Below are 21,462 nucleotides of genomic sequence, written 5' to 3'. Positions count from 1 at the left end.
ATGGCTACTGAAATATGTTCCCTTTGGCTCCGTAGCACGGAAAAACTGCTAACGCTGTAGCCCGCCCCACCCGGATGATTTGATATCCGGGAGTTCGGGGCCATTTTATCAAGCAATGAAGCGCGAATGATCATTCGGCCTGCTTGAATTTTCAAATATGCAATTTCCATTGAAAGAGGCGCGTTTGATGCGCTTTCTTTCTGAAAGACCATGAACTCCGTGCCGCTTCGATGGAGAGGTCGGTCGTCTCTCGCCTGCGAGTGACGATAGGCCGCATCCGCACGCGCGCGCGGATTGAAAGAGATGATGTTCGTGCCAACCTCCTTTTCGCAATCGCAGGACGATATAACTGCCGCCGATCGAGCTCAGGAATCTCACCAATTCAGGTTGAGGTTAAAAGTAATGATTTTCTTCTCTGTCGCGTCCATCAACATAGCTCTCATAGCTATGTCTTCGGCAAATCCATGATCTCCATTCGTTTCAGGATCTGATCATGAACTACAGAAAAGCCAATCTGGTGCCACCACAACCCCTTGGATCGGCCTGATCCGGATGCGCAATATCTCCGGGTCAGGCGTGCGGCCGTCAGGGCAACGCCCTTTGGATGAACTGATCAAACGGAGCCATCGACATGGCAAAGAAGAACCAACGAGGAAACCGCGAGCCGCGGAAGCCCAAGAAGCAGAAAGACACGTCCGACGTCGAAAATTCGGTGTCGGCAGCGCTGCGCAAGCAGCTACCGGGCCAGCGAAAACACGACTGACACTATCTTTCAGGTCGTGCGGACAGGGGCTATTTTGCCTCCCCCCAAGCAAGAGAGCCCCTGTCCGATCTCTTCTACCCGTCCGCGCGAATTCGCCGTCGAGGGCCAAGAGAATGTTACGGGACAACCCGCTTCGCGCATCCCCAGCGGATAGGAGACATCCGCGTCGAATTTAACGGAGAACAATGATGTCAAAGTCGGTAATTCGTCGTCTGAAGAAAAACCACGAGCTAGTTTCGCGACTCATCGCCAAGCGGCAGGGTTCAAAGGGATATGATCCCTTGACGCTGGGCGAGCTTAAGAAGACGAGATTGTCGATCAAGGACCGGATCGCCCGAATTGAAGCGGCGGAGCGTCACCACGCGCCAGCATTTTAGCCCCCGCGGCGGAGCCCCGCTCTGTGGCTTCGCCGCGATATTACAATAATGACGTGACGAACGGTGACAGTGTCGAAAAGCGGTTTCGGTTTTGCCCATTCGATCGAGGCAGTTCCAGCGAACCGGGATAATGACGGCGGTGCGAGTTGTCGGTTGGCCGGTCGCCGGGCCAACCCCGATCGCCCTTAGCGCGCACGCGCGCCGGCGGCTAACCGCGCCAACGCCCGCTCGATCGATATGTCTTGCACAGAAGAGTACAAAGACGAGAAGCGGCGAGGCCGATGCGAAGAGGCCGAAATGCCTTGAGAAGATTTGACTTTGCGATCTGCTTTGGCCAACCTGCCCCTATGCAATCCGAACCGCATCCTTTCGGCTTCCGTGTTCATGGAGGACAGCTTCTCGCGGGCTTCTAGCCCCGAGCTTCGGTGCAACACGCCCCGGGCTCGGGGCGAACATTCCAGATCTCGAAACCGCGTTGCCCGGCAACGCGTCTGCACCCATTCAAGTGAAAGTAGCACCATGTCCAAATCCAGGACCGGAAAGCGTCCGGCCATCCATATGATCGACAGCGAGGCGGAAAGTCTCTCGAACCTGGCAGTGGCGGTCGAAGATCGGCTGCCGCAAGTCAGCGCCATGCTTCTCGGCGAAATTACGCGCGCCGTCTTGCATAAGGCGGATCGCATTCCGCCCGATGTCATCACCATGCATGCCAGGGCGAGCTTCCTCGATGAAGCGAGCGGCCGCGAATATTCCTATGAGCTCCTCTACCCGAAGGACGCCGATATCGCGGCCTATCGCATTTCGGTTCTGACCCTCGTCGGCGCGGGATTGATCGGGCTGCGCGAGGGACAATCGATCCTCTGGCCCGATCGTGACGGACGCGAACGAAAGCTCAGCATTCTCAAGGTTCAACAGCCAGCGAAGGCCGAATGAAGCAAAGCTTGGGGAGCGCAAGGACGCTTGAATGAAGGCAGGTCAGCCTCCCCCCTTTGATTCCCCATCCCGCCGAAAGATTTCGGGATGAGCGATTACGGCTTGTTGGCATGTGCCGCATTTTTCGCCGGCGTCTTGAACACCATTGCTGGCGGAGGGACATTTCTGACGCTGCCCGCGCTGGTGTTGACCGGTGTGCCCTTGGTGACAGCCAATGCGACCAGCGCAGTCGCCCTGTCGCCGGGCTATCTTGGCGGCGCAGCGGGGTTCCGAAGGGAAATTTCCGCCTATTCGCGGCGCCAGCTTCTGAAGATTGTCGGAGCGACGCTGTTCGGCGGATTGGTGGGCTCACTCCTGCTGCTGGTGTCTTCCAACGAGGCCTTTTCGTTCGCTGTTCCCTTCCTGCTGCTGATTGCCACCACTGCTTTCGCCTTCGCGGAACCTGTCCAGAAGTGGGCCAAGCGCCATCGATTTGCCATGGCCGATAACATGGCGTCGCTGATCGTGGTCGCCATTTATGGAGGCTATTTCAACGGCGGTCTTGGCATCGTCTTGCTCGCGCTGTTCGCGTGTTGGGGCATGCGCGACCTTGATCAGATGAACGGTCTGAAAAGCGCGATATCGCTATTGATCTCCGGCACCTCTGTCGCGACCTTTGCTCTCGTCGGCCTGGTAGCCTGGCCCCAGGAGCTGGTGATGAAGGCGGCCGCGACGATTGGCGGCTATGCAGGCGCGCCGCTCGCACGCAGGCTGCCGACAGCCCTAGTCCGCGCCGTCATCATTATCGTCGGCACGGCCATGAGCTTGATCTTTTTCGCAAGACTTCTGAATTAGTCGCGATACCAACTTTTCTTCACAAGGCAGGTGAGCGCAAGACCTCGCTCGCGCGCACCTGCCTGTTTTCCCGAACCGCTCACACGGCCAACTCGAAACTGTCCGGCCGCGCCAGACGCCAGGCGGCGCTGTAAAAATCCCGTTCCGAAGCGCCGGCCAGCAATTCGCCTTCTTCGAGGAAGATGTGCAACTGTGAGAAAAGCCGGATTTCGGTTAGGCTCACGCGCCTGACCAGATGGTGAGGGCTGAGTTGCGCGGGATGATCAAGCCCCGCCGCCGCAATCATTTCCGACAGGCCAAGCAATGTGTTGCGATGGTAATGATAGACCCGGTCGCCCTTGTCGCTGACGTCCAGGGCGCGCTGACGGACCGCATCCTGTGTTGCAACCCCCACCGGGCAGCGGTTCGTGTGGCAGGCCAGCGACTGGATGCATCCGATCGCGAACATGAACCCACGCCCGGCATTGGTCCAGTCGGCGCCCAACGCCATCGCGGTCGCAATATCGAACGCGCTGATGATTTTCCCCGCCGCGCCGACCTTGATCCTGCCACGGAGCCTGGCGCCGACGAGCGTATTGTGCACGAAAAGCAACCCCTCACGCATGGGCATGCCCAGATGGTCGGTAAATTCAAACGGCGCCGCGCCCGTTCCGCCCTCCCCGCCATCGACGACGATATAGTCAGGCAGGATATTCGTCTCGAGCATGGCCTTGACGATGCCCATGAACTCCCAGGGCTGTCCGATACAAAGTTTGAAACCGACGGGCTTGCCGCCCGACAATTTTCGCAGTTCGCCAATGAATTGCATGAGTTCGATCGGGGTGGAAAAGGCGCTGTGCCGTGCTGGAGAGATGCAGTCGCGGCCGCGCGGGATGCCGCGCGTCTCGGATATCTCCGCGGTGATCTTCGCCGCGGGAAGGATGCCGCCCATTCCCGGCTTGGCACCCTGGCTAATCTTGAGTTCGATCATCTTGACCTGAGGATCGGCTGCCTGCTCGGCGAAGCGAACCGGATCAAACCCGCCCTCGTCGGTGCGGCACCCGAAATAGCCGCTGCCGATTTCCCAGATGAGATCGCCGCCATGCTCGCGATGATAGCGGCTGATCGAACCTTCGCCCGTATCGTGGGCAAAGCCGCCCAACTTGGCGCCCTTATTGAGCGCCCGGATGGCGTTGGCGCTCAGCGCGCCGAAGCTCATCGCCGATATGTTGAAAACCGAAGCGGGGTAAGGTTGGGCGCAATCTGCCCCGCCGATGAGTACGCGGAAGCTCGCCGGGTCAGCGACGGGCCCGGGCCGCGTCGAGTGGGCGATGAATTCATAGCCGTTGCGATACACATCGACCAGCGTTCCGAACGGCCGGTCGCTGATCTCATTCTTGGCACGTGCATAGACGAGTGAGCGCTGGCTGCGCGAAAAGGGCGTTTGTTCCTGGTCGCCCTCGACAAGATATTGCCGGATCGCAGGGCGAACGCTTTCGAAGATCCACCGCAGCCGTCCGACAAGCGGATAATTTCGGCGGACCGAATGTTCGGGTTGAGCGAGATCCATCACACCGGTCAGTGCCAGTCCGCCTGATATGATGATCATGAGGATTGCCCAGAGGTGCGGCAGGAATAGCGTAAATGCCACTGTGGCGGCGAAGCTGATGAGCAGTGGCGAATAGCGGTTGATCAACACGAGAAGCTCCATTCATGTCCGCGCTGCAACCCGGACGGCTCGGGAAAAAAGAAAAAATGCCGCAAAAGAGCTGTGCCTCCGCGGATGACGCGCCGGGTCGGCGCCGACGATTCATCAGGAAATCGGGTCGCTCAGGGGGATAGGAGACCCAGGACAGAAAGGGCCAGAACGATAATGACGGGCAGCAGCCGCGACCATCGGTCAGCGAATGCGTCCCGATGAGCCAAATAGAAGGCATCAAGCTTCTTCGATAAATGCTCGTCAGCCATGATGATCGCCGTGTCGAGCAATGGAATTGATGGGAGGAGTGCCAGCAGGCGCGCATTTTCATCCGTCGTGAGCCGCGGATAGCGCGCAAGCATAGCTTCTACATCGCGCGTAGGGCGCGCTGCAGCTTTTGAGCGAAGGCGGGCGCGGATGCCCATTTGGATTGCTCCCAACTCGAAATAGGTGGCGAAAAGTATCGGCGCCCATGCGCCGCAGCTGGTTGTTTTTGCGGCTTCATTGCTCGCAAGACCATCAATTGAGGCCCCCGACCCGCGCGTCCTTGTCCGGCAAAAGGGTCGGTGGGTGGCTTTGCTCGCCGAACTGCGGCGACACGCTAAGCGCATTATCGATCGCGGCACCGGTAGCAGAACTGCTACCCATTTGGCTTGTCCAGACGATCGCGATCACGCCGTAGAAACAGACGATAGCGGCAGTCGCCCAGCAAATCCGCGGGCGCCGCGTGAACGCGAACGCCAGACAATAGAGTCCTGCCACCATCAGAACGAAGATGAGGCCTGACATCGGTTCGGGAACGGCAGGCGTCGGCGCGAGCGGAGCGGAAGTTGTCGAGAACATTGCAGGTCTCGCCGGCTACGCGCGCTTGGTGATGAGCGACCCGACGAACCAGCACGCCAAGAGAAAGAGCAGGACGAAGGTGAGGACGTAAAGCGCCTGCGCCCGGCAGCCGAGTTGCAAGGGCCCATTTCGATTTTCTCGAGCCTGGCCCGTCACGACACGATCTCCAGGCGACCGGATGATACGCTCGATGTATTTGACCGCTCGGCGAAGCCTGTCACCATCGCGAGCATCATTCGGCGCGTCGACAATGGAGCGCCCGTTCGCGGATCGCACCAAAGATCGGAGTAAAGGGCGGCATAGGCTCGCAGTTCGGAGCGACGAGATCGCTCGCCGTCGATCATCCGGCTTTCCACAATCGCGACTTCGCGCCGGGCTTCGTCGAGAGGCAGCCCCGCCCGCTCCTGCTCGGACCAGATTGACCGGCGTAAAGCTTCGACTTCGATCGAAGGCGCAGGGATGTGAAAATATTGCGCCATCCGCGCTACCAATGGCTGACCGGCGCCGCGGCAGGTATCGCCCAGGCGCAAAGCGACGGCGACGAGTTGGTCATCGGCGAAGGGCGATAATGCCAGCCGCTCGATGTCGTTATAGCCATCGTCAGCGATCACGCGGACGCGGGCCGCACCTCCTGGTACTGACAATAATTCGTTCGCTCGCAAAGAGGCGCTGCGAAGCAGACGCGCAAAAAGCGCGTCCGGCGGCTTGATTTCCACGATAGTCTCGATTCTTTGAATAGCCCTGACGACGATTAAGCGGCGCGTTGCGGACCCGGCGGCTTGGACGGCGGCATCGGCGGAACCGGTCGCGCTTCCGTTTCACGGGCAGGGAATTTGATGATCTTGTCATCGCCTGATTGTTCGCGCAGCTGCGCAGAAACATCCTCCGCTCGCGCGGAAGATCTTGTATCGATGCTGTTCATGGTGTCACTCGGACCCGCTGGGGTCGTTTTGCTTGCTAGGTCATAGCTGTGCCCCGCCCCCGCCGGATGCGAGTTCGGGGCGGCTAGCCTTCGAGAAGCCGGCCTGCGTGGTGCGCCGAGCGCCGCAAGAGGAGTGAATTATTCATCGCCAGCCATCATGGCCATTGCCCAAACTAAGTCAACTTGATTAATTGGTAAGCGTAGCGCCGGGTCGGCGAGACAGGATAAAATGGCAGTAAGGCATGCGATCATGATCGGTCAGTCCCAGACATGCCAAGACATGAGAGCATCGATGCCTCGTCCGGTCGCTTCGCAACCTTGATGTCCAACCCTCTCCCATTTCGAAAGGACGAGGCAGCAGCTTCGGATATACAGACGACCGCCCCGCGCCACGCGGGTCGGCGGCGGTCGAGCCAAGCCGCGACATGCGCGCCCGCACGCGGCGAGTGGATCAGGGCCGCGGCCAGCCCCGCGGGACTGGCGACCACACTTCTCATCCCTGCAAGGTTGCTTTCGACGACATCATAAACGGGATGGCGGCGTAGCCGCACCCCGCCAGCAGCCAGCAAAACCTCAAGATCGCCGGCAGGTTGCACCGCCCCGATGTGCAGGACCGTCGATCCGGGCACGCTTTGTGCCACGATCAACTTCGCCAGGTCCGAGACATTCCCGCTCGCGGACATAACGCGCCGATAGCCTATGGCGCGGGCAAAGCGAGCGCTGTGGTCGCCCACCGCAAAAACCTGGCGATTGGCAAGCGCCGGCAAGAACCGGTGAAGACGAATGCCGTTGAGACTCGTGAATATCAGCGCGTCCGGCACTGCGACGGGAACATGCGTCGCAACGGGGACGACCCGCAGCGCGGGCATGAGCAATGTCTCATATCCCTTCGCTGCGAGGCGCTTGGCGGTCAGTTGGTTGAATGGCGCGGTGCGGGTGACCCACACCCGGCCGACGTCAGGCGGCATGCTGAAGCACGTGGCGAACGCCGCGCCAATAGCCGTCGATGCAGTGGGCGAGAAAGCTGATCGGGACATCGTGCCCTAGAATATCGCGCAAGATTGGAATGAGCTCGTCGCCAAAGCGGCTGACGCAAGATTTGTCAAAAATCTTTGCGTCGGCGGCGGGAAGGCCCTGCTTCTCAAAGGATCGAAGGATGATATCGAGAAGCTGCGACGCTATTTGTCGCGAATCGCCTCCCGCGTCAGCGCATGCATCGCCAAGGCGTACCGACATTTGATTTGCGAATTCGGCGCGCTGTGCAATCAGCGCAGCGAGACTTGGATTTTCTTCCATGTTCTGCTCCATGGGCGCGCGACTCCGTCGGCGCAAAAACGCCGACTTGCGGGCCGCAAGACTGCCCATTCAATAATTTGGGGAACCCTGACGAGCTGTCAGGAACGCGGCCTCGGTGCCCGCGTACCGCCTTAGCGGTACGGCGGTCCCGAGGGGCGCAGGCGCGTCGGAAGCTTGCCTCCGCGCGTCATGAAGCGAAGATTTTCAGAACTCAATCGCATGCGATCTCTATAGCATGTATAGATAGCTATGGCCATGGCGCACCAAAAAGCTGGTGGAACGCGGGTTTGCGCACGCGTGTCGGACCAATGAGGCCATGTGACGAGCAACGGCGAAAATCCGCCGGACATGACACTTCAGTTTATTTCTTCTCCGCGCAAAATCTGTAACAGCCCGCGCGCAACACATTGATCTGGCGTATCGGCGAGCGTCACGCCAAGCCCGGTTTGCGCTTCGATCATGGCGCGGATCGCGGGCAACGCAGCGCCGCCGCCTGTCAAAAAAATGCCATGCGTGTGGATATCGTCGCTCAGTTCCGGGGTGGTCGCGCCGAGCACTTCTCGCACGAGATCGACGATATTCTGCGCGTGCTTCTCGGCAACGCTTGCGATTTCGGCGGACGGGATTCGAAGGCTTGTCGGGAGCCCCGATACAAGACTGCGCCCCTTGACCTCGATCGGCGAGCATTTTCCGTTTGCCGGGGCCGGCACGGTCTCCAGAGCCCGCTTGATCCGTTCAGCACTTCGGCGCCCGACCAGCAGTTTGTGATGAAAGTGAAGATGGTCGATGATGGCCTGGTCCATCTCGTCGCCGCCGCCGCGGAGCGCGCGCGTCTGGCAGATTCCGCCAAGCGACAGCACCGCCACCTCCGTCGTCCCCGCTCCGCACTCCACGAGCATGGTGGCCCTGGGTGCTCGAACCGCCAGGCCGGCTCCAATCGCGGCCGCGAGCGGTTCGGGTATCAGGTCTAAAGGATTGAGCCCGGCGTCGTGCGCAGCGGTGAGCATGGCGCGGCGCTCGGCCTGCGTCGCATCGGCCGGTAGCCCGATAATCACCCTCTGCGTTCCGAACAAGTGCCGTCTGCGTACTTTGGGGACGGCATAGCGGAGGAGCTGCGTCGCTGAACCGATATCCTGAAGAACGCCGCGTTTCAGGGGCCGCCGAACGCGCAACCCAGAAGGCGTTCGTTCGCTCATCTCGCTCGCGGGCAAGCCGGCAGCGACCAACGCGGGTCCCCACTCCCCGTCCGCGAGGCAACAGAGCGAGGGTTCGTCAAAAATGACGCCATCGTCACGATGGATCACTCTCAAATTCGCGGTTCCGAAATCTATCGCAAATTCGGCGCGGCTGTTTGCAAAATTCACGCTCATCGGAGGCCCGTAGCAAGAAGTCTGTGCAAAGTCGCCGATTTAAGCTGAAACCGGAAGCGGGTCAAAAACGCTCCACCGCAGGAGTGGGCAGAGATGAGCGGCCACATGAAGCGCAGCAGGGCCCGATGAAATGCGTCGCATCGGGATCAGGCAATCACGGTCATTTCGCTCAAAGCCGCGAAATGCGATCGGCGGAAATAGCAAGAATAGAGCCCTGAGCAACTTTCAGGACCGATGGTTCGGATCTTTGCCGTTGAAGGTGCCGCCGTCGATATCGAGATCCAACGCGACAGCGAGCAAGTGAACAAGCTCCTTGCGGACCAGTCCCTGCGCCGCTGCCTCGCCTCCGCTTGCGGCGACGTCGATCTTGGGGAGGATTTCGAGCGTGCAGTTGTTCGCAGCGACGATCCGACGACCTGCTGCGCCCTGAGCGCGCTATCAAGCGTGCTACATCCTGCGGTGGCTGCGCATGGCGAAGCTTGAGGTGATGCGGGCGACGCCGGGCAATCGCGACAATACATCGCGATGAAACACGCCATAATCGTCGATCCCACCGATCTGCACCCGCAGAATATAGTCGCCATCGCCGGTCATCAGGAACCACTCCTGGATTTCTGCATGCCGCCGGAGCGCCGCCTCGAAACGCAGGAGATATTCCTCCGACTGTCGCTCGAGTTCCACCTGCACGATCGCGATCGTTCCTTCCTCCGACGCGCCACCCGCGACGATCGTCGTATATCCTCGGATCACAGCTGACTGTTCCAGAAGCCGCACACGCCGCAAGCAGGCGGAGGGAGACAGTCCGACTTCGGCAGCAAGATCGCTGTTCGTGATCCGTGCGTTCAGCCGCAAAACGTTCAGGATGCGGCGATCCATGTCACCGAGGCTCGGCATGAAGATTCCCCCAAATTATCGCAGATAATGTCAATAAGGACCGAGTTTAGCATCATTGTTGGTGGATTCCGCGAAAAATTTCGCATGACGCGCGCTATCCTCGTTCGCGAGGGAGATCAAAATGGAACCGCCTGCCCCGCCCCACTCGAGCCGCCTGATCGTCGATTGCGATGCGATCGCGGCGAACTTCCATCGTCTTTCACGGCGCGTCACGCCGGCAGAATGCGGGGCGGTCGTCAAGGCTGACGCTTATGGTCTGGGTATCGATGCGATCGCGACCGCCCTTCTTGATGCGGGCTGCCGCCGTTTTTTCGTCGCTCGGCTGTGCGAGGTCCAAAGGCTGCGACCTATCGTGGGTTCCGGTTCCGAAATCACCATCCTCAATGGCCTTGATCCGGGCAGCGAAGCGGCGTGTGCGGAGGCCGGCTTCGTTCCGGTCCTGAACTCGGCCACGCAACTCGCTGCCTGGCGGGGGTACGCCCGGTCTGCCGCGCGGCGATTACCGGCCGCGCTCCAGATCGACACCGGCATGTCGCGTCTCGGCTTGTCGCCCGACGCGGCGCTGGCAGCTGCAGGAGATCCTGCATTGGAGAGTGAGCTCGAGCTCAAGCTTTTGATGACGCACCTTGCCTGCGGTGACGAGCCAGCCCGCGCAGCGAATAGCGAACAGCTCCGCCGGTTCGAGGCGGTCGCCGCCCATTTTTCCGCGGTGCCCAGGTCTGTCGCGAACAGTGCCGGTCCCTTTCTGCCGCGCGACTTCCACTGTGATGTGGTGCGTCCAGGCATCGCGCTGTTCGGGGTGGCGCCGGTCGCGGCGGCGGAAGGCTTGCAGCCCGTCGTGCGCCTCGATGCGCGCATCCTTCAGATCCGCTTGATCGAGCCGGGCACGGGCGTCGGCTATGGACTCGATCATATCGCGATCGCGCCTCAGCGGCTTGCGACGGTTGCGATGGGCTATGCTGACGGCTGGCCGCGGAGCCTGGGCGGCAAAGGCGCGGCCTGGCACCGCGGCGTGCGCCTTCCGATCATCGGGCGCATATCCATGGACACCCTCACGATCGACATCGGCGGTCTTGCCGGTGACGCTATTGCGGAGGGCGATTTCGTGGAGTTGCTGGGGCCTTCGCAATCGCTTGAGGATGTCGCGCGCCATGCGGGCACCATCGCCTATGACATCCTGACCGGACTTGGGCCGCGGCACGCTCGCTTCGCCATCGAGAACGGGCAGATGCGGGCTGCACACGATAGGGCAGCGGCATGAGGGTCATCGTCCTCGGCGCGGGGGTGATCGGGGTTGCGTCGGCCTATTATCTCGCCGAGGCGGGGCATGAGGTCGTGCTGGTCGACCGGCAACCAGGCCCCGCGCTCGAAACCAGCTTCGCCAACGCAGGCGAAATTTCGCCGGGCTATGCCTCGCCCTGGGCGGCGCCCGGAATTCCGCTCAAGGCGATGCGTTGGCTCTTCATGAAGCATGCGCCGCTGATCGTGAGCCCCCGCATCGATATGGCGATGATCCGGTGGATCCTGGCGATGCTGCGAAACTGCACGCCCGGGCGCTATGCCCTCAACAAGAGCCGCATGGTGCGACTTGCCGAATATAGCCGCGACGAGTTGATTGCGCTGCGCCGGCGGCTTGGGCTGGACTATGACCAGCGTTCGCAAGGCACACTCCAGTTGTTCCGGACCCAGAAGCAGTTCGACGCCAGCGCAGAAGATATCGCGGTGCTCGAAAATTATGGCGTCGCATACACCCTGCTCGGCCGCGACGGCTGCGTGGGCGCCGAGCCCGGCCTTGCAGCCGCGCAGGAGCGCTTCGTCGGCGGTCTCCGCCTGCCCGGCGACGAGACCGGCGATTGCCACCTGTTCACGCGCCAGCTTGCCGGTCACCTCCCGGAGGTGGGCGTCGAGCTGCGCTACAGTTCGCATATCGCCGGGCTCGAAATGCACGGCGGCCGTGTCAAGGGCGTCCGGACCGATGCCGGCTTGGTCCGCGGCGATGCCTATCTGGTGGCACTCGGTAGCTACTCGCCAGCGCTGCTTCGCCCGGCCGGGGTTTCCCTGCCGGTCTATCCCGTAAAAGGCTATTCAATCACCCTGCCGGTGGCCGACGCGAATTGCGCGCCATTATCGACATTGCTCGACGAAAGCTACAAGATCGCGATCACCCGGCTCGGCGATCGGATCCGGGTAGGCGGGATGGCGGAGCTGTCTGGCTTCGATGCCGCGCTGCCGCCCGAGCGCGAGGCCACATTGCGTCACTCGCTGAAGGACCTGTTTCCAGACGGTGCCGACATGATGGCGCCATCGCATTTCTGGAGCGGACTTCGCCCGATGACGCCCGACAGCACGCCGATCATCGGTGCCACGCCGATCCCGAACCTGTTTCTCAATACCGGGCACGGTACATTGGGTTGGACGATGGCATGCGGATCGGGACGGCTTATCGCGTCGCTGATCAGCGGCGAGCGTCCCCCGCTCGACCCCGCCGGTCTCGGCATCGATCGCTACATGTGAAGCCAAAAGGAAAGGACTATTATGACTATCGAACGACTCCATTCGGGGCCGCGGATGAGCCAGGCCGTGATCCATAACGATCTGGTCTATCTGGCCGGCCAGGTCGGCGCACCGGGGGAAGATGCGGCGGCCCAAACCCGCGCGGTTCTCGGCAAGATCGACGCGTTGCTCGCCGAGGCGGGGACCGACAAATCACGCATCCTGACCGCGACGATCTGGCTTGCCGACATGAGCGACTTCGGCGCCATGAACGCGGTCTGGGACCAATGGGTAGGCGGCGCCAACGCGCCTGCCCGCGCCACCGGCGAGGTGAAGCTCGCGACGCCGGACTATCGCGTCGAAATCCTCGTGACCGCTGCCCTTTCCTGATCGGGCCATGCGGCACCCGTACGCGCGCCGAGGTAGCCTGGCGCGTTAAATCCATGCCGCCGCGGCCCCGCCGCACAAGCAGGCCGGGCTGCGGCGGTTTACTCAACTCTCGAAGCGGCGTACCGTGTGTGCATGCACAATGCACACCATCTTTGCCGTTTTCGCAGCGAAAATGGACAGCTTCTCGCGGGCTAGTTGCCGCCGGTTCCAAGGTGCTTCGCGCCACTGACCCGGGGGCCACCCTTTGGAATTAGCCACGCTCTGCAATTTCAACGCGCGCCCCCGCGCGCGCCTGCGAAAGTTAGAAACATGAAAAGACCGAAGCGTCCAAAGCGCCTTCCTCTTTCACTGTTTGGTCATGCGGACGAGAGACCAATCGTAGCCCATCGATTTTACGCGCTCCTCGAGCCTGCGCAGCACGGCAGCGGTCGGTTCTTGCGCGCGCGTCAGCGCCCATAAGTAGAGCGTTCCTCTCTACTATCGCGCTCGCCGAACCACTGATCTTCTGGCTTGATCGATGAGAACTGACCTAGCGGCAAGACCGGGTCATGACGAGATATGCCAACTGCACATCCTCGTACAATTCGCGACCGCGCTCGCCTCGGCGCGCGCAAGTGTAACTGTCGTACGGCGCCTGGCCGCGAACCAGACCGCAATAATCGGTATAGGCTCGGTCCGCTTGCCGGAAATCGCGGGTCGCCCGCTGGCAAGGGTCGTACGCAGAAACTGGAGTACTAAGGGTAAGGGTGGCCTGCTGCCGGTTTGGTGGACACCGAGATAGGGTGTTTCCACCTATCGGAGGTCCACAATGCAAAGAAGGAAGTTCAGCCGCGAGTTCAAGCTTGAGGCGGTGAGGATGGTCCGCGAACGCGGGGTGACGATCGCCCAGGCGTCGCGCGATCTGGAGGTGCATGCGAACGTGCTGCGTAAATGAGTCCGGGAGCTTGCCGCCGATCCGGGCCATGCCTTTCCCGGTCACGGCCAGATGAAGCCGGAGGAGATGGAGATCGATCGCCTGCGGCGCGAGCTGACCAAGCTGAAGGCGGAGCGCGACATCCTAAAAAAAGCCGCCGCCTACTTCGCGAGGGACTCGATATGAAGTTCCAGTTCATCGCGAAGCACCGAGGGATCTGGCCGGTGGCATGGATGTGCGGGGCGCTCGGTGTCTCGCGAAGCGGTTTTCATGCCTGGCTGATCCGCCCGCCGTCGCAGCGTGCCCGCGACGACGAGGTGATCGGTGCGAAGGTCCGTGCCAGCCATGTAGGAAGCTATCGCACCTATGGTGCGCGCCGTGTCTGGCACGATCTGCTGGCCGACGGGGTATCCTGCGGCTTGCACCGGATCGAACGACTGATGCGGGCGCAGGGGCTGCGAGCAAGGCCGCGGCGACGCGGGCTTCCCAAGGATCATGGCGAACGGTCGGTCATCGCCGGCAATGTGCTGGATCGCCAGTTCACGGCCGACAGGCCGAACCAGAAGTGGGTCGCAGACTTCACCTATATCTGGACGGCCGAAGGATGGCTCTACGTTGCGGCGGTGATCGACCTGTTCTCGCGCCGGGTAGTCGGATGGTCGATGAGCGCCACCATGACAGCCCAGCTCGTCACCGATGCGCTGATCATGGCGATCTGGCGGCGTGGCAAACCCGACGCGCTGCTGCATCACTCGGATCAGGGAAGCCAATATACCAGCGAGCAGTTCCAGCGGCTGATGGCCGATAATGGGGTCACCTGCTCGATGAGCCGGTCCGGCAATGTATGGGATAATGCCGCCATGGAGAGCTTCTTCTCCTCGCTCAAGACCGAGCGGATCGGGAAGAAATCTACCGCACGAGGGCGCAGGCGAAGGCCGACGTGTTCGATTAAATCGAATGCTTCTACAACCCGACCCGGCGTCACTCGACCCTGGGTTACCTCAGTCCTATCGACTTCGAACGTGAAGCTGGGGTAGCCTGAATGAACTTATCTCGGTGTCCATCAAACCGGCAGCAGGCCAGTTCGTCACCGGTCCCCGCCTACTCATCCACGATAGCCATCTGTTTGATGGTGTCGATTCACGTCAGGTAAGCCAAGCGCTCGCGTACGGCAATTTCGTCGCCAACGACGTCGATGGCCAATACATTGTGGCGCTGAACAGCGACGAATTCAAAAATGCGGAGATGCTGAGCGACGTCTCGCTGGCGCCGTTTGTCAACGCAGTGAAGTTGGCCGACGACGAGACCGGGGGGCTCTTCGGTTTTCGGTTCGACCTTGAGGGGCGCAGCACTTCGGAACTCCGCAAATAAGTACGATCAGATGAAGGAATGGCAGCTTTTGGGCACGACTTAGTCTGGCTAGGAACGACCGAGATGAGGCGCGTTGCTGCCGATGTCCGCCATGATTGCAAGTGGCTCGCGGCTCGCTATAGCCGCGGGCATGACCGATGATCTGACCACCATCGTCCTCGGCGCAATTGAGCGCGCTCCGCAGTGGATTCGCCGCGACCTCGAATCCAGAGACCGCGTCGTCCGCATCCAGGCTGAAGAATCGCTGGCGGCAATGATTGCAGACACGCTGCGCAAAACCGAAAAACCTTCGACTTAGTCGTTTGAATCAATCAAGGTAGCGCCATTCTCCAATTTGGCACGGGTCCGGCTGACCAGCGAACGCGCAGCTCCAATCCTTGCTCATCGTTCCCGAGAGAGGTAGCTCATCAGACTGGTAGCGGACTGCCAATATAATCGGCGCCCCTCGCATGGGGGCACATCGCGACCTATATGGATGCTGCACCCGGCCCGGCGTGGAGCGATTGCCTCCCGCAGACGATCGACCCGCAGACGATCGACAGCGGGAGACCGACCGCCGCCAACGCCGAATCGGGTTGCGGACCTGATGCAGGACCGTGGGCATGACCCACGCACCTCCCCCGCCCGTCACCCCGAACCACCTCGCTAACGCAGCCAATCTGCTAGCGTGCGCGCTGGACAGCCTTTCCGCCTCGAACACCGGGCACATCGAAGATCTGACCGACGCGATCCGCGAGGCAGAAACATATCTTCACCGCCGGGCAGCGTATAACGCGCGCGACCGTGCATGCTATCGCACGGGCAGCGCGCTCGAACCGAATGGCGGCCATCTTCTCGACGACGTCGCGCTCGCGGGTTTCGATCACCTCGGCGCATTCGGCCTTCTGCTCCTCGTCGACATCGCACGGCATCACCCGCACGAGAGCCTGAGCGGCATGCTCCGGATATTGTTCGATTCCGAGGCTGGCGCCTGCATCCGCGCGTGGGGGAGCTGGTCGCGGCTGACCTGGCTCCGGCAGCTCTACATCAACGAGACCGTGACCTTCCTCCGCTCGGAAAAGGGACGCGACCCTATGCAAAGCTGGCGGCACGACAAGGTCACGGTCAATCAGAAGCATCTGGTCCGCGAGATCGCCCGGGCCCTCGACATCGCCGAACCGAAGTTCAGGAAACGCGGCGGGGCTTTCGAGTGGCTCAAGGAGCAGGGTGGGAATCCACGATTCTGGGCGCCGCCGCCTATGCCGGCATTGCCGGACCTTCCGGGGTTCATCGAATGACCGACAGCATCCATGATGATTGCGCCGCCGAGCCGATGGCCGTTCATGACCTCGCCGCGCTGGAACAGCGGATCGAACTCCGACTGCAGGAACGCCATCACCTGGCTGCAGCCTTCGATGCGCTGGCTGATCGCGTCAGCACAGCACTCGCGGACGGACGATCGCCGCTCACTCAGATCGGCGAACTCGATCGATTGAGCCACCGAATCCATCAACTGGAACGCGATTTGACAGAAGAAATGGAGAAGGGCGCAAAAAAAATTTTTTCCTTTTCCGAATCCGAAAATGGTTCAGCGAGCCACGATTTCAAGTCTAACGGCTGAAGAAATTTGAAATAATTTCGGATCGTTCCATATTCGTTCCTGCGGCTTGATCGCGCCCTTGAATGAAGAGGTTAATGAAATATGAAGAATTACTTATTTCCGTTCGGCTCTCGCCCCGCCAATCTCGGCGCAGCTCTGACGTCCACGGTTGCTTATCAGGCGGAGGATTATGCGCTCCCGAAGCTCTCGAACGAAGAGATAAAGAAGCTCCTCGCGGAGAAGATGAATCTGACCGAGCTGGAACTGATCATCCTCGAACAGCAGCGTCGCTATTATGACGCCTCGCTTGTGGAGCGCACGCAAGCGGGCTTCGATAACTGGATCCAGCGCTGCCTTCTCCGTGTCCCCGACGAGGCAGCGCGACGCGAAATGGCCGATCTGCTCTGCGTCGATGATCTGGATCTGCTCGCCGGAGTCCTCATGGCGCTCAATGGGCGTGATCCGCAACTGATAAAGTATCTCCTTGAGGGGCGCGTCGTCGCCGCCGTGCGTGCGGTTCCGCGCGAAGGCTATGGCGATGAATATGACGCTAAAGACGTTCTGATGATTATCGCCACGGTGTCGCGTCTCTGGATCGCCCACGATCTGCAAATGGAGGCAGCGGCCGCTCATGTCCGCATTTATCGTCCAACCGAACTGCCGCCGCTCGATGGCGCGGCAAACGGAAAGGCTCCGCTGAACGCGAGCCTCGCCGTCCGCATCTCCGACGAACTGGAGCTCTTCGAGGAAGCGGCGCGACTCTACTTCGGTGAAGAGGACAAGCCGGTGCCTCAAGACTTCCAGGCCTCGTTCGCGCACCACGGCTTGATCATCGACACGAATCGCGGGAGCTACGCCGTTAGCTGGCCTTCTTGGGGAGGTCTCCCTTTCGGGCGAGATGCAACCGAGGCGGAGGCCAAGCCGTTCCGCGATGCCGGCGATCTCGAGCAGCGGGCGAAGACCGCGCTGGTTGTGTGGCGCGCGGCCCATGGCGACGATCTTGAAGCCTATATTCTGCAGCGCATGATGGAAGCGCGGGCGCTGCTTCGCCAGTTGCGCTCCGACATCAGCGACATCCGTTCCAACAAGTCGCTCGCTCGCCAGCCCGTTTACAAGCGCCGCGAATTCGATCCTTTGGCCCGGCTGTGGCTCGCCTGCGAGCGTGCCGTGGCCTGGACGGGCCCGGTCAATGATAGCGAGAAGGCCATCTACAAACCCCAGCCGGAAGTATTGGATTTGGCGATCGAGGCGGTGCGTTTCGGTAAGCGCGTAACACTCCCAGCGATCAAGCGTCACAATGTGCATCGCGCAAACCGCCTCTTCTTCCTGCTTCGCTGTACGGTTACGCGCGATCCGGGACACCTCCCCAAGGGCCTGCTGGCGGTCACCGACAGCGCCGACAACGCCATAATCGCCGGAACGCGCGAGATCGCTGAGGCCCACCGCGGCGAACCGTTCACCTTCGAAGAAATTCACGCGCACCAGCAGTCGCGTATCGGAACCGGTGAACGCCGCGATCCGAAGGAGGCCTATTCGCACGCCTACACCCGTATCGGGAAGGCTTTCTCGAAGGAATTCGCCCGCAACCCGACCACCGAAAGCCGCATTATCGCGGAGCAGGCCTGGGGTCCGATCGGCTGGCGCCTGGGCATGCCCTCCAACGGATAGTCGTTAAACCTGTCTGGCGGGCACCAATCAGGGGCGGAATGGCAGGATTTCCGCCCCTTTTTGTGCCCGGTGGATCGCCCCGCGCCGCCAACGCCGAATCGGGTTCAGCGGCTAGCGCATCAGCATCGTCATGTCCGACGATGTTCCAAAGACACAGAAGCAAAGCCGAGCTGGGCCCCGTCGAGGGTCCCGGACGACGGCCGCGCGTCCCGTGGTTTGCGACCTGCCGGACATGCTGTCGCTCCTCCCGGAAGAGGCCAGGCTCGTCGAATATCATCTCGCCGACCGCCTGCGCCTGCTCTTCGAATGAAGCGTCAAAAATGGTGAAAAACATTGAATTGAAGGAAATTGAAATGGTGAAGTCGAAGGTTGCAGCTGCACTCAAAGCATTTGGTTACGTGAGGGTGTCAGTTGACGAAGAAGATGGCAATAACGCCAGCATCGCCAGCCAGAAGGCGGCGATCGAAGCCTATGCCGAGAAAGAAGGGATCGAGCTTCTCGAAATTTTTGAAGAACCCGGGGTCTCGGGCCGCAGCCTTGCCCGCAAGCAGTTCGACAAGATGATCGATCTCGCGACCGGCCCCGAGCACCCGGTGCAGGTGGTTATCGTCTATAACCTCAATCGCTTTGCCCGGCGCCTGCTCACCCAGGTTGTCACCGAACATCGCCTGCAAACCGCGGGCGTCCGCCTCATTTCGATCACCGAGGATTTTGGGCCCGGCCCGAACGGCCAGATGATGCGTTCCATGATTGCGATCATGAACGAAAAATATGCCAATGACGCGTCGCTGTTTACGCGACGCGATCGTCGAACCAACGCGCGCTCGGGCTATTGGAACGGCGGCACCGTGCCTTACGGCTACAAAACCGAAACCGCCGCTGTGGAAGGCAATAAGGAACGCAAGAAACTCGTGATCGTCGAGCATGAGGCTGCTGTCGTTCGCCGCATCTACGCGATGGCCCGCGATGGCCTAACCGGCCAGCCGATGGGGACCCGGTCTATCGCCGAATGGCTCGAAGCCAACGGCTATACGCTGCGCGGCAAGCCCTTCTTCCACAGCGCGATCGACGGGATTCTGAAACGGCCACACTATCGCGGCGCCTACCCGGACAAGACAGCCGACGATAACGGTCGCGTTCCCGGACCCGAGGACTGGATCTGGATCGAATGTCCTCGCATCATCGAGCCCGAGGAAGCCGAAATCGTCGCCGCGACCCGCGCCAAGGCCGCGCCGGCAAAGACCGCGCCACGCATCACCAACGGGCGCCCGTTGCTGACCAGCGTCGCCATGTGCGATATGCCCGGCTGCCACCATGGATTGACGATCACGACCGGCAAGGGTGGCAGATACAGCTACTATACCTGCAACGCCAAGGCGAATGGGTCTGCGAGCCGTTGCTCTTGCAAGAGCATTCGTGAAGAGCAGCTCGACGAACTCGTGCTGAACGAGCTCAAACACCGGATTCTCGAACCCGCCCGCCTCCGCGAGTTGCTGGTCCACGTCCTCGAAGCTTCGGACGTAGCCGATGAGCGTCGTGCACGCGATCTCCAGCAGGCACGCGCCGAAAGAACTCGGGCGGAAACCGCAATCGGCAAGCTCCTGGAGCTGGTCGAGACCGGTCTCATGTCGTCCCGCGATCCCACCGTCGCCAAGCGTTTCGCTGAGCATCGCACCAAAGTGGCCTCGCTGAATGATACGATCGAGAGCCTCGAGCGGCAGATGGAAAAGGGTAAGCGCCGCATTACGCCCGAAATCATCGATCGCTTCGGGAACATGCTCCGCGAAAAGCTTGAGGCCGACGATCCCGCTCTCCGGAAAGCCTATGTCCGTCTCATCATCGGCAAGGTCGGTCTCGGCAATGACCAGATCACGATCTGCGGCTCGAAACTCGCGCTCGAGCATGCGCTCGTTCGGGGTGACCGCCACCCCGGCGGAGTGGTGCCCAGTTTTGACCGGGAATGGTGCCCCTGGCCGGACTCGAACCAGCACTCCTTGCGGAACTCGATTTTGAGTCGAGCGCGTCTACCAATTTCACCACAGGGGCCCAAGCAACCTTGGCGCGCCCGAAAGCGCGGCGCTTCCCCTAGGGCGAAGCGCCATATCTTGCCAAGCTATTTCTTGAGCTCTTTCGCAAGCGTCTTTGCCGTCGCCTTGCCATAGGGTGGTTTGAAGCCCGCGAGCCCCGCGACGTCCAGCTTCGGCTGGCGATAGACCGCGCGCGCATGGCTGAAGGTGCGAAAGCCGTCCAGCCCATGATAATTGCCCATGCCAGACGGCCCGACGCCGCCGAACGGCAGGTCCTCCATCGCGTTGTGGAACAGCACGTCATTGACCGTGACGCCGCCCGAGATCGTCCGCGTCAGCACGCGGTCCTCCTCGCTCTTGTCCTGCCCGAAATAATAAAGGCCGAGCGGGCGGTCGTGGGCGTTCACATAATCGATCGCGTCGTCGATATTCTTGTATGTCTTGACCGGCAGGATCGGGCCAAAGATTTCCTCCTGCATCACCTTCATGTCGTCGGTCGGGTTGCGGACGATATGCAGCGGCATCTTGTGGCCGTTCGAGCTGGCGAAATCCTCGCCCGCCGGATTGACCTCGATCACCTCGGCGCCCTTCTCGCGCGCATCGGCAAGGTAGCTTTGCAGCCGGTCGTAATTGCGCGTGTTGACGACCGAGGTGTAATCGTCGTTGGCAAGCAGCGTCGGATAAAGCGCGGCCGCGCCCTTCGTCACGCTGTCGATCACCGCGCCCTCCTGATCCTCGGCGACGAGCAGGTAATCGGGGGCGAGGCAGATCTGCCCCGCGTTCATCATCTTGCCGAGCGCGACGCGCTGGCCGACGAGGTCCTTGTTCGCGCTGCGCCCGATGAAGGTCGGCGACTTGCCGCCGAGTTCGAGCGTCACCGGCACCAGATTGTCCGCCGCGGCACGCATGATGTGGCGCCCGACGCTGGTCGCGCCGGTGAAGATCATATGGTCGAAGGCGAGCTTCGAGAAGGCGACGCCGACGTCGGAATCGCCGGTGAACACCGCCATTTCGCTCTCGTCGAAATAATCGGGGACGAGCCGCGCCATCAACGCCGAGACATGTTCGGTGAATTCGCTGGGCTTGATCATTGCGCGATTGCCCGCCGCAA

The 21,462-nt window shown here is 61.1% G+C and carries 23 protein-coding genes, 1 tRNA gene and 2 pseudogenes; 15 read left to right on the top strand and 11 right to left on the bottom strand.

All coding sequences use genetic code 11. The features are described from left to right. The first annotated feature begins 631 nt into the window (after nt 1-631). The 4 genes from A3E77_RS08845 (at nt 632) to A3E77_RS08830 (ending at nt 2,907) form a co-directional block, all read left to right on the top strand. Nucleotides 632-763 carry a hypothetical protein gene (locus A3E77_RS08845; RefSeq protein ID WP_293645061.1) on the top strand — a complete coding sequence of 44 codons (132 nt, stop codon included), beginning with the start codon at nt 632-634 and terminating at the stop codon, nt 761-763. Between the two features lie 188 nt (nt 764-951). Further along, nucleotides 952-1,140, top strand: coding sequence for a YdcH family protein (locus A3E77_RS08840; protein ID WP_293645059.1), 189 nt, complete (start codon nt 952-954; stop codon nt 1,138-1,140). 330 nt (nt 1,141-1,470) lie between these two features. Further along, nucleotides 1,471-2,073: a nucleoside diphosphate kinase regulator gene (rnk, locus tag A3E77_RS08835; protein WP_366652626.1), complete on the top strand. Its 603-nt coding sequence runs from the start codon at nt 1,471-1,473 to the stop codon at nt 2,071-2,073. 87 nt (nt 2,074-2,160) lie between these two features. Next, nucleotides 2,161-2,907, top strand: coding sequence for a sulfite exporter TauE/SafE family protein (locus A3E77_RS08830; RefSeq protein ID WP_293645057.1), 747 nt, complete (start codon nt 2,161-2,163; stop codon nt 2,905-2,907). Between the two features lie 79 nt (nt 2,908-2,986). Here A3E77_RS08830 and A3E77_RS08825 read toward each other — a convergent pair whose 3' ends face one another. From A3E77_RS08825 to A3E77_RS08790, 8 genes are all read right to left on the bottom strand, one after another. Then, nucleotides 2,987-4,495: an FMN-binding glutamate synthase family protein gene (locus A3E77_RS08825; protein ID WP_458574429.1), complete on the bottom strand. Its 1,509-nt coding sequence runs from the start codon at nt 4,493-4,495 to the stop codon at nt 2,987-2,989. 221 nt (nt 4,496-4,716) lie between these two features. After that, complete coding sequence (locus A3E77_RS08820) at nt 4,717-5,010, bottom strand: hypothetical protein (RefSeq protein WP_293645053.1); 294 nt, start codon at nt 5,008-5,010, stop codon at nt 4,717-4,719. 94 nt (nt 5,011-5,104) lie between these two features. Beyond that, complete coding sequence (locus tag A3E77_RS08815; RefSeq protein ID WP_293645051.1) at nt 5,105-5,428, bottom strand: hypothetical protein; 324 nt, start codon at nt 5,426-5,428, stop codon at nt 5,105-5,107. Between the two features lie 152 nt (nt 5,429-5,580). Beyond that, nucleotides 5,581-6,144, bottom strand: coding sequence for a hypothetical protein (locus A3E77_RS08810; protein ID WP_293645049.1), 564 nt, complete (start codon nt 6,142-6,144; stop codon nt 5,581-5,583). Nucleotides 6,145-6,179: 35 nt separating this feature from the next. Next, the gene (locus tag A3E77_RS08805; RefSeq protein ID WP_293645047.1) at nt 6,180-6,350 is read right to left on the bottom strand and encodes a hypothetical protein; all 171 of its coding nucleotides are present in this window, start codon (nt 6,348-6,350) and stop codon (nt 6,180-6,182) included. A 248-nt stretch (nt 6,351-6,598) separates the two neighbouring features. Next, a complete protein-coding gene (locus A3E77_RS08800; protein WP_293645045.1) occupies nt 6,599-7,318 on the bottom strand; it encodes a uroporphyrinogen-III synthase in 720 nt (239 codons plus the stop codon). Beyond that, nucleotides 7,308-7,658, bottom strand: a complete 351-nt coding sequence (locus tag A3E77_RS08795) for a hypothetical protein (protein ID WP_293645043.1) — start codon at nt 7,656-7,658, stop codon at nt 7,308-7,310. Before A3E77_RS08795 ends, A3E77_RS08800 begins: the two co-directional genes overlap by 11 nt. A 344-nt stretch (nt 7,659-8,002) precedes the next feature. Continuing rightward, on the bottom strand, nt 8,003-9,016 hold the full coding sequence (locus tag A3E77_RS08790; RefSeq protein ID WP_293645041.1) for a rod shape-determining protein: 1,014 nt from the start codon (nt 9,014-9,016) through the stop codon (nt 8,003-8,005). 234 nt (nt 9,017-9,250) lie between these two features. On the opposite strand from A3E77_RS08790, the gene A3E77_RS08785 reads away from it, so the two are divergent. Next, nucleotides 9,251-9,499 (top strand): hypothetical protein, encoded by a 249-nt coding sequence (locus A3E77_RS08785; protein WP_293645039.1) that lies wholly within the window; start codon nt 9,251-9,253, stop codon nt 9,497-9,499. Here the strand turns inward: A3E77_RS08785 and A3E77_RS08780 are convergent. Next, a complete protein-coding gene (locus A3E77_RS08780) occupies nt 9,464-9,892 on the bottom strand; it encodes an Lrp/AsnC family transcriptional regulator (protein WP_293645037.1) in 429 nt (142 codons plus the stop codon). The two genes, A3E77_RS08785 and A3E77_RS08780, sit on opposite strands and share 36 nt — an antisense overlap. A gap of 139 nt (nt 9,893-10,031) precedes the next feature. Between A3E77_RS08780 and alr the strand changes: the two genes are divergently transcribed. The 10 genes and pseudogenes from alr to A3E77_RS19430 form a co-directional block, all read left to right on the top strand. Continuing rightward, entirely contained in the window at nt 10,032-11,171 is a 1,140-nt protein-coding gene (alr, locus tag A3E77_RS08775) for an alanine racemase (protein ID WP_293645035.1), read from the top strand. Next, nucleotides 11,168-12,424, top strand: coding sequence for a D-amino acid dehydrogenase (locus A3E77_RS08770; RefSeq protein WP_293645033.1), 1,257 nt, complete (start codon nt 11,168-11,170; stop codon nt 12,422-12,424). Before alr ends, A3E77_RS08770 begins: the two co-directional genes overlap by 4 nt. Before the next feature lie 21 nt (nt 12,425-12,445). Continuing rightward, the gene (locus tag A3E77_RS08765) at nt 12,446-12,793 is read left to right on the top strand and encodes a RidA family protein (RefSeq protein ID WP_293645031.1); all 348 of its coding nucleotides are present in this window, start codon (nt 12,446-12,448) and stop codon (nt 12,791-12,793) included. An 808-nt stretch (nt 12,794-13,601) separates the two neighbouring features. Then, nucleotides 13,602-14,748 (top strand): annotated as a pseudogene (locus A3E77_RS08760) (IS3 family transposase). Between the two features lie 14 nt (nt 14,749-14,762). After that, on the top strand, nt 14,763-15,077 hold the full coding sequence (locus tag A3E77_RS08755) for a DUF2326 domain-containing protein (protein WP_293645029.1): 315 nt from the start codon (nt 14,763-14,765) through the stop codon (nt 15,075-15,077). Between the two features lie 130 nt (nt 15,078-15,207). Beyond that, on the top strand, nt 15,208-15,375 hold the full coding sequence (locus A3E77_RS08750; RefSeq protein WP_293645027.1) for a DUF6771 family protein: 168 nt from the start codon (nt 15,208-15,210) through the stop codon (nt 15,373-15,375). A 304-nt stretch (nt 15,376-15,679) separates the two neighbouring features. Continuing rightward, a complete protein-coding gene (locus A3E77_RS08745) occupies nt 15,680-16,354 on the top strand; it encodes a hypothetical protein (RefSeq protein WP_293645025.1) in 675 nt (224 codons plus the stop codon). After that, nucleotides 16,351-16,677 carry a hypothetical protein gene (locus A3E77_RS08740; protein WP_293645023.1) on the top strand — a complete coding sequence of 109 codons (327 nt, stop codon included), beginning with the start codon at nt 16,351-16,353 and terminating at the stop codon, nt 16,675-16,677. The genes A3E77_RS08745 and A3E77_RS08740 overlap by 4 nt, the downstream gene beginning before the upstream one ends. Nucleotides 16,678-16,758: 81 nt before the next feature. Then, nucleotides 16,759-18,324, top strand: a complete 1,566-nt coding sequence (locus tag A3E77_RS08735) for a hypothetical protein (protein ID WP_293645021.1) — start codon at nt 16,759-16,761, stop codon at nt 18,322-18,324. 38 nt (nt 18,325-18,362) lie between these two features. Then, nucleotides 18,363-19,721 (top strand): annotated as a pseudogene (locus tag A3E77_RS19430) (recombinase family protein); the annotation flags it as partial. A gap of 564 nt (nt 19,722-20,285) precedes the next feature. Here the strand turns inward: A3E77_RS19430 and A3E77_RS08720 are convergent. Both A3E77_RS08720 and A3E77_RS08715 read right to left on the bottom strand, forming a co-directional pair. Then, a tRNA-Leu gene (locus A3E77_RS08720) sits at nt 20,286-20,370 on the bottom strand. Between the two features lie 67 nt (nt 20,371-20,437). Beyond that, nucleotides 20,438-21,462, bottom strand: a 1,025-nt coding sequence (locus tag A3E77_RS08715) for an aldehyde dehydrogenase family protein (protein ID WP_293645015.1), incomplete at its 5' end; no start/stop codon positions are given.

It is taken from the genome of Sphingopyxis sp. RIFCSPHIGHO2_12_FULL_65_19, assembly GCF_001830555.1.
In the GTDB taxonomy this organism is placed as follows: Bacteria; Pseudomonadota; Alphaproteobacteria; order Sphingomonadales; family Sphingomonadaceae; genus Sphingopyxis.
This window is presented reverse-complemented; position numbering and strand designations above follow the sequence as displayed.

Coding starts and splice junctions, on each gene's coding strand:
- A3E77_RS08845 (WP_293645061.1), top strand. CDS start 632: ATGGCAAAGAAGAACCAACGAGGAAACCGCGAGCCGCGGAAGCCCAAG.
- A3E77_RS08840 (WP_293645059.1), top strand. CDS start 952: ATGTCAAAGTCGGTAATTCGTCGTCTGAAGAAAAACCACGAGCTAGTT.
- A3E77_RS08830 (WP_293645057.1), top strand. CDS start 2,161: ATGAGCGATTACGGCTTGTTGGCATGTGCCGCATTTTTCGCCGGCGTC.
- A3E77_RS08825 (WP_458574429.1), bottom strand. CDS start 4,495: ATGATCATCATATCAGGCGGACTGGCACTGACCGGTGTGATGGATCTC.
- A3E77_RS08820 (WP_293645053.1), bottom strand. CDS start 5,010: ATGGGCATCCGCGCCCGCCTTCGCTCAAAAGCTGCAGCGCGCCCTACG.
- A3E77_RS08815 (WP_293645051.1), bottom strand. CDS start 5,428: ATGTTCTCGACAACTTCCGCTCCGCTCGCGCCGACGCCTGCCGTTCCC.
- A3E77_RS08805 (WP_293645047.1), bottom strand. CDS start 6,350: ATGAACAGCATCGATACAAGATCTTCCGCGCGAGCGGAGGATGTTTCT.
- A3E77_RS08800 (WP_293645045.1), bottom strand. CDS start 7,318: ATGCCGCCTGACGTCGGCCGGGTGTGGGTCACCCGCACCGCGCCATTC.
- A3E77_RS08795 (WP_293645043.1), bottom strand. CDS start 7,658: ATGGAGCAGAACATGGAAGAAAATCCAAGTCTCGCTGCGCTGATTGCA.
- A3E77_RS08790 (WP_293645041.1), bottom strand. CDS start 9,016: ATGAGCGTGAATTTTGCAAACAGCCGCGCCGAATTTGCGATAGATTTC.
- A3E77_RS08785 (WP_293645039.1), top strand. CDS start 9,251: ATGGTTCGGATCTTTGCCGTTGAAGGTGCCGCCGTCGATATCGAGATC.
- A3E77_RS08780 (WP_293645037.1), bottom strand. CDS start 9,892: ATGGATCGCCGCATCCTGAACGTTTTGCGGCTGAACGCACGGATCACG.
- alr (WP_293645035.1), top strand. CDS start 10,032: ATGGAACCGCCTGCCCCGCCCCACTCGAGCCGCCTGATCGTCGATTGC.
- A3E77_RS08770 (WP_293645033.1), top strand. CDS start 11,168: ATGAGGGTCATCGTCCTCGGCGCGGGGGTGATCGGGGTTGCGTCGGCC.
- A3E77_RS08765 (WP_293645031.1), top strand. CDS start 12,446: ATGACTATCGAACGACTCCATTCGGGGCCGCGGATGAGCCAGGCCGTG.
- A3E77_RS08750 (WP_293645027.1), top strand. CDS start 15,208: ATGACCGATGATCTGACCACCATCGTCCTCGGCGCAATTGAGCGCGCT.
- A3E77_RS08745 (WP_293645025.1), top strand. CDS start 15,680: ATGACCCACGCACCTCCCCCGCCCGTCACCCCGAACCACCTCGCTAAC.
- A3E77_RS08740 (WP_293645023.1), top strand. CDS start 16,351: ATGACCGACAGCATCCATGATGATTGCGCCGCCGAGCCGATGGCCGTT.
- A3E77_RS08735 (WP_293645021.1), top strand. CDS start 16,759: ATGAAGAATTACTTATTTCCGTTCGGCTCTCGCCCCGCCAATCTCGGC.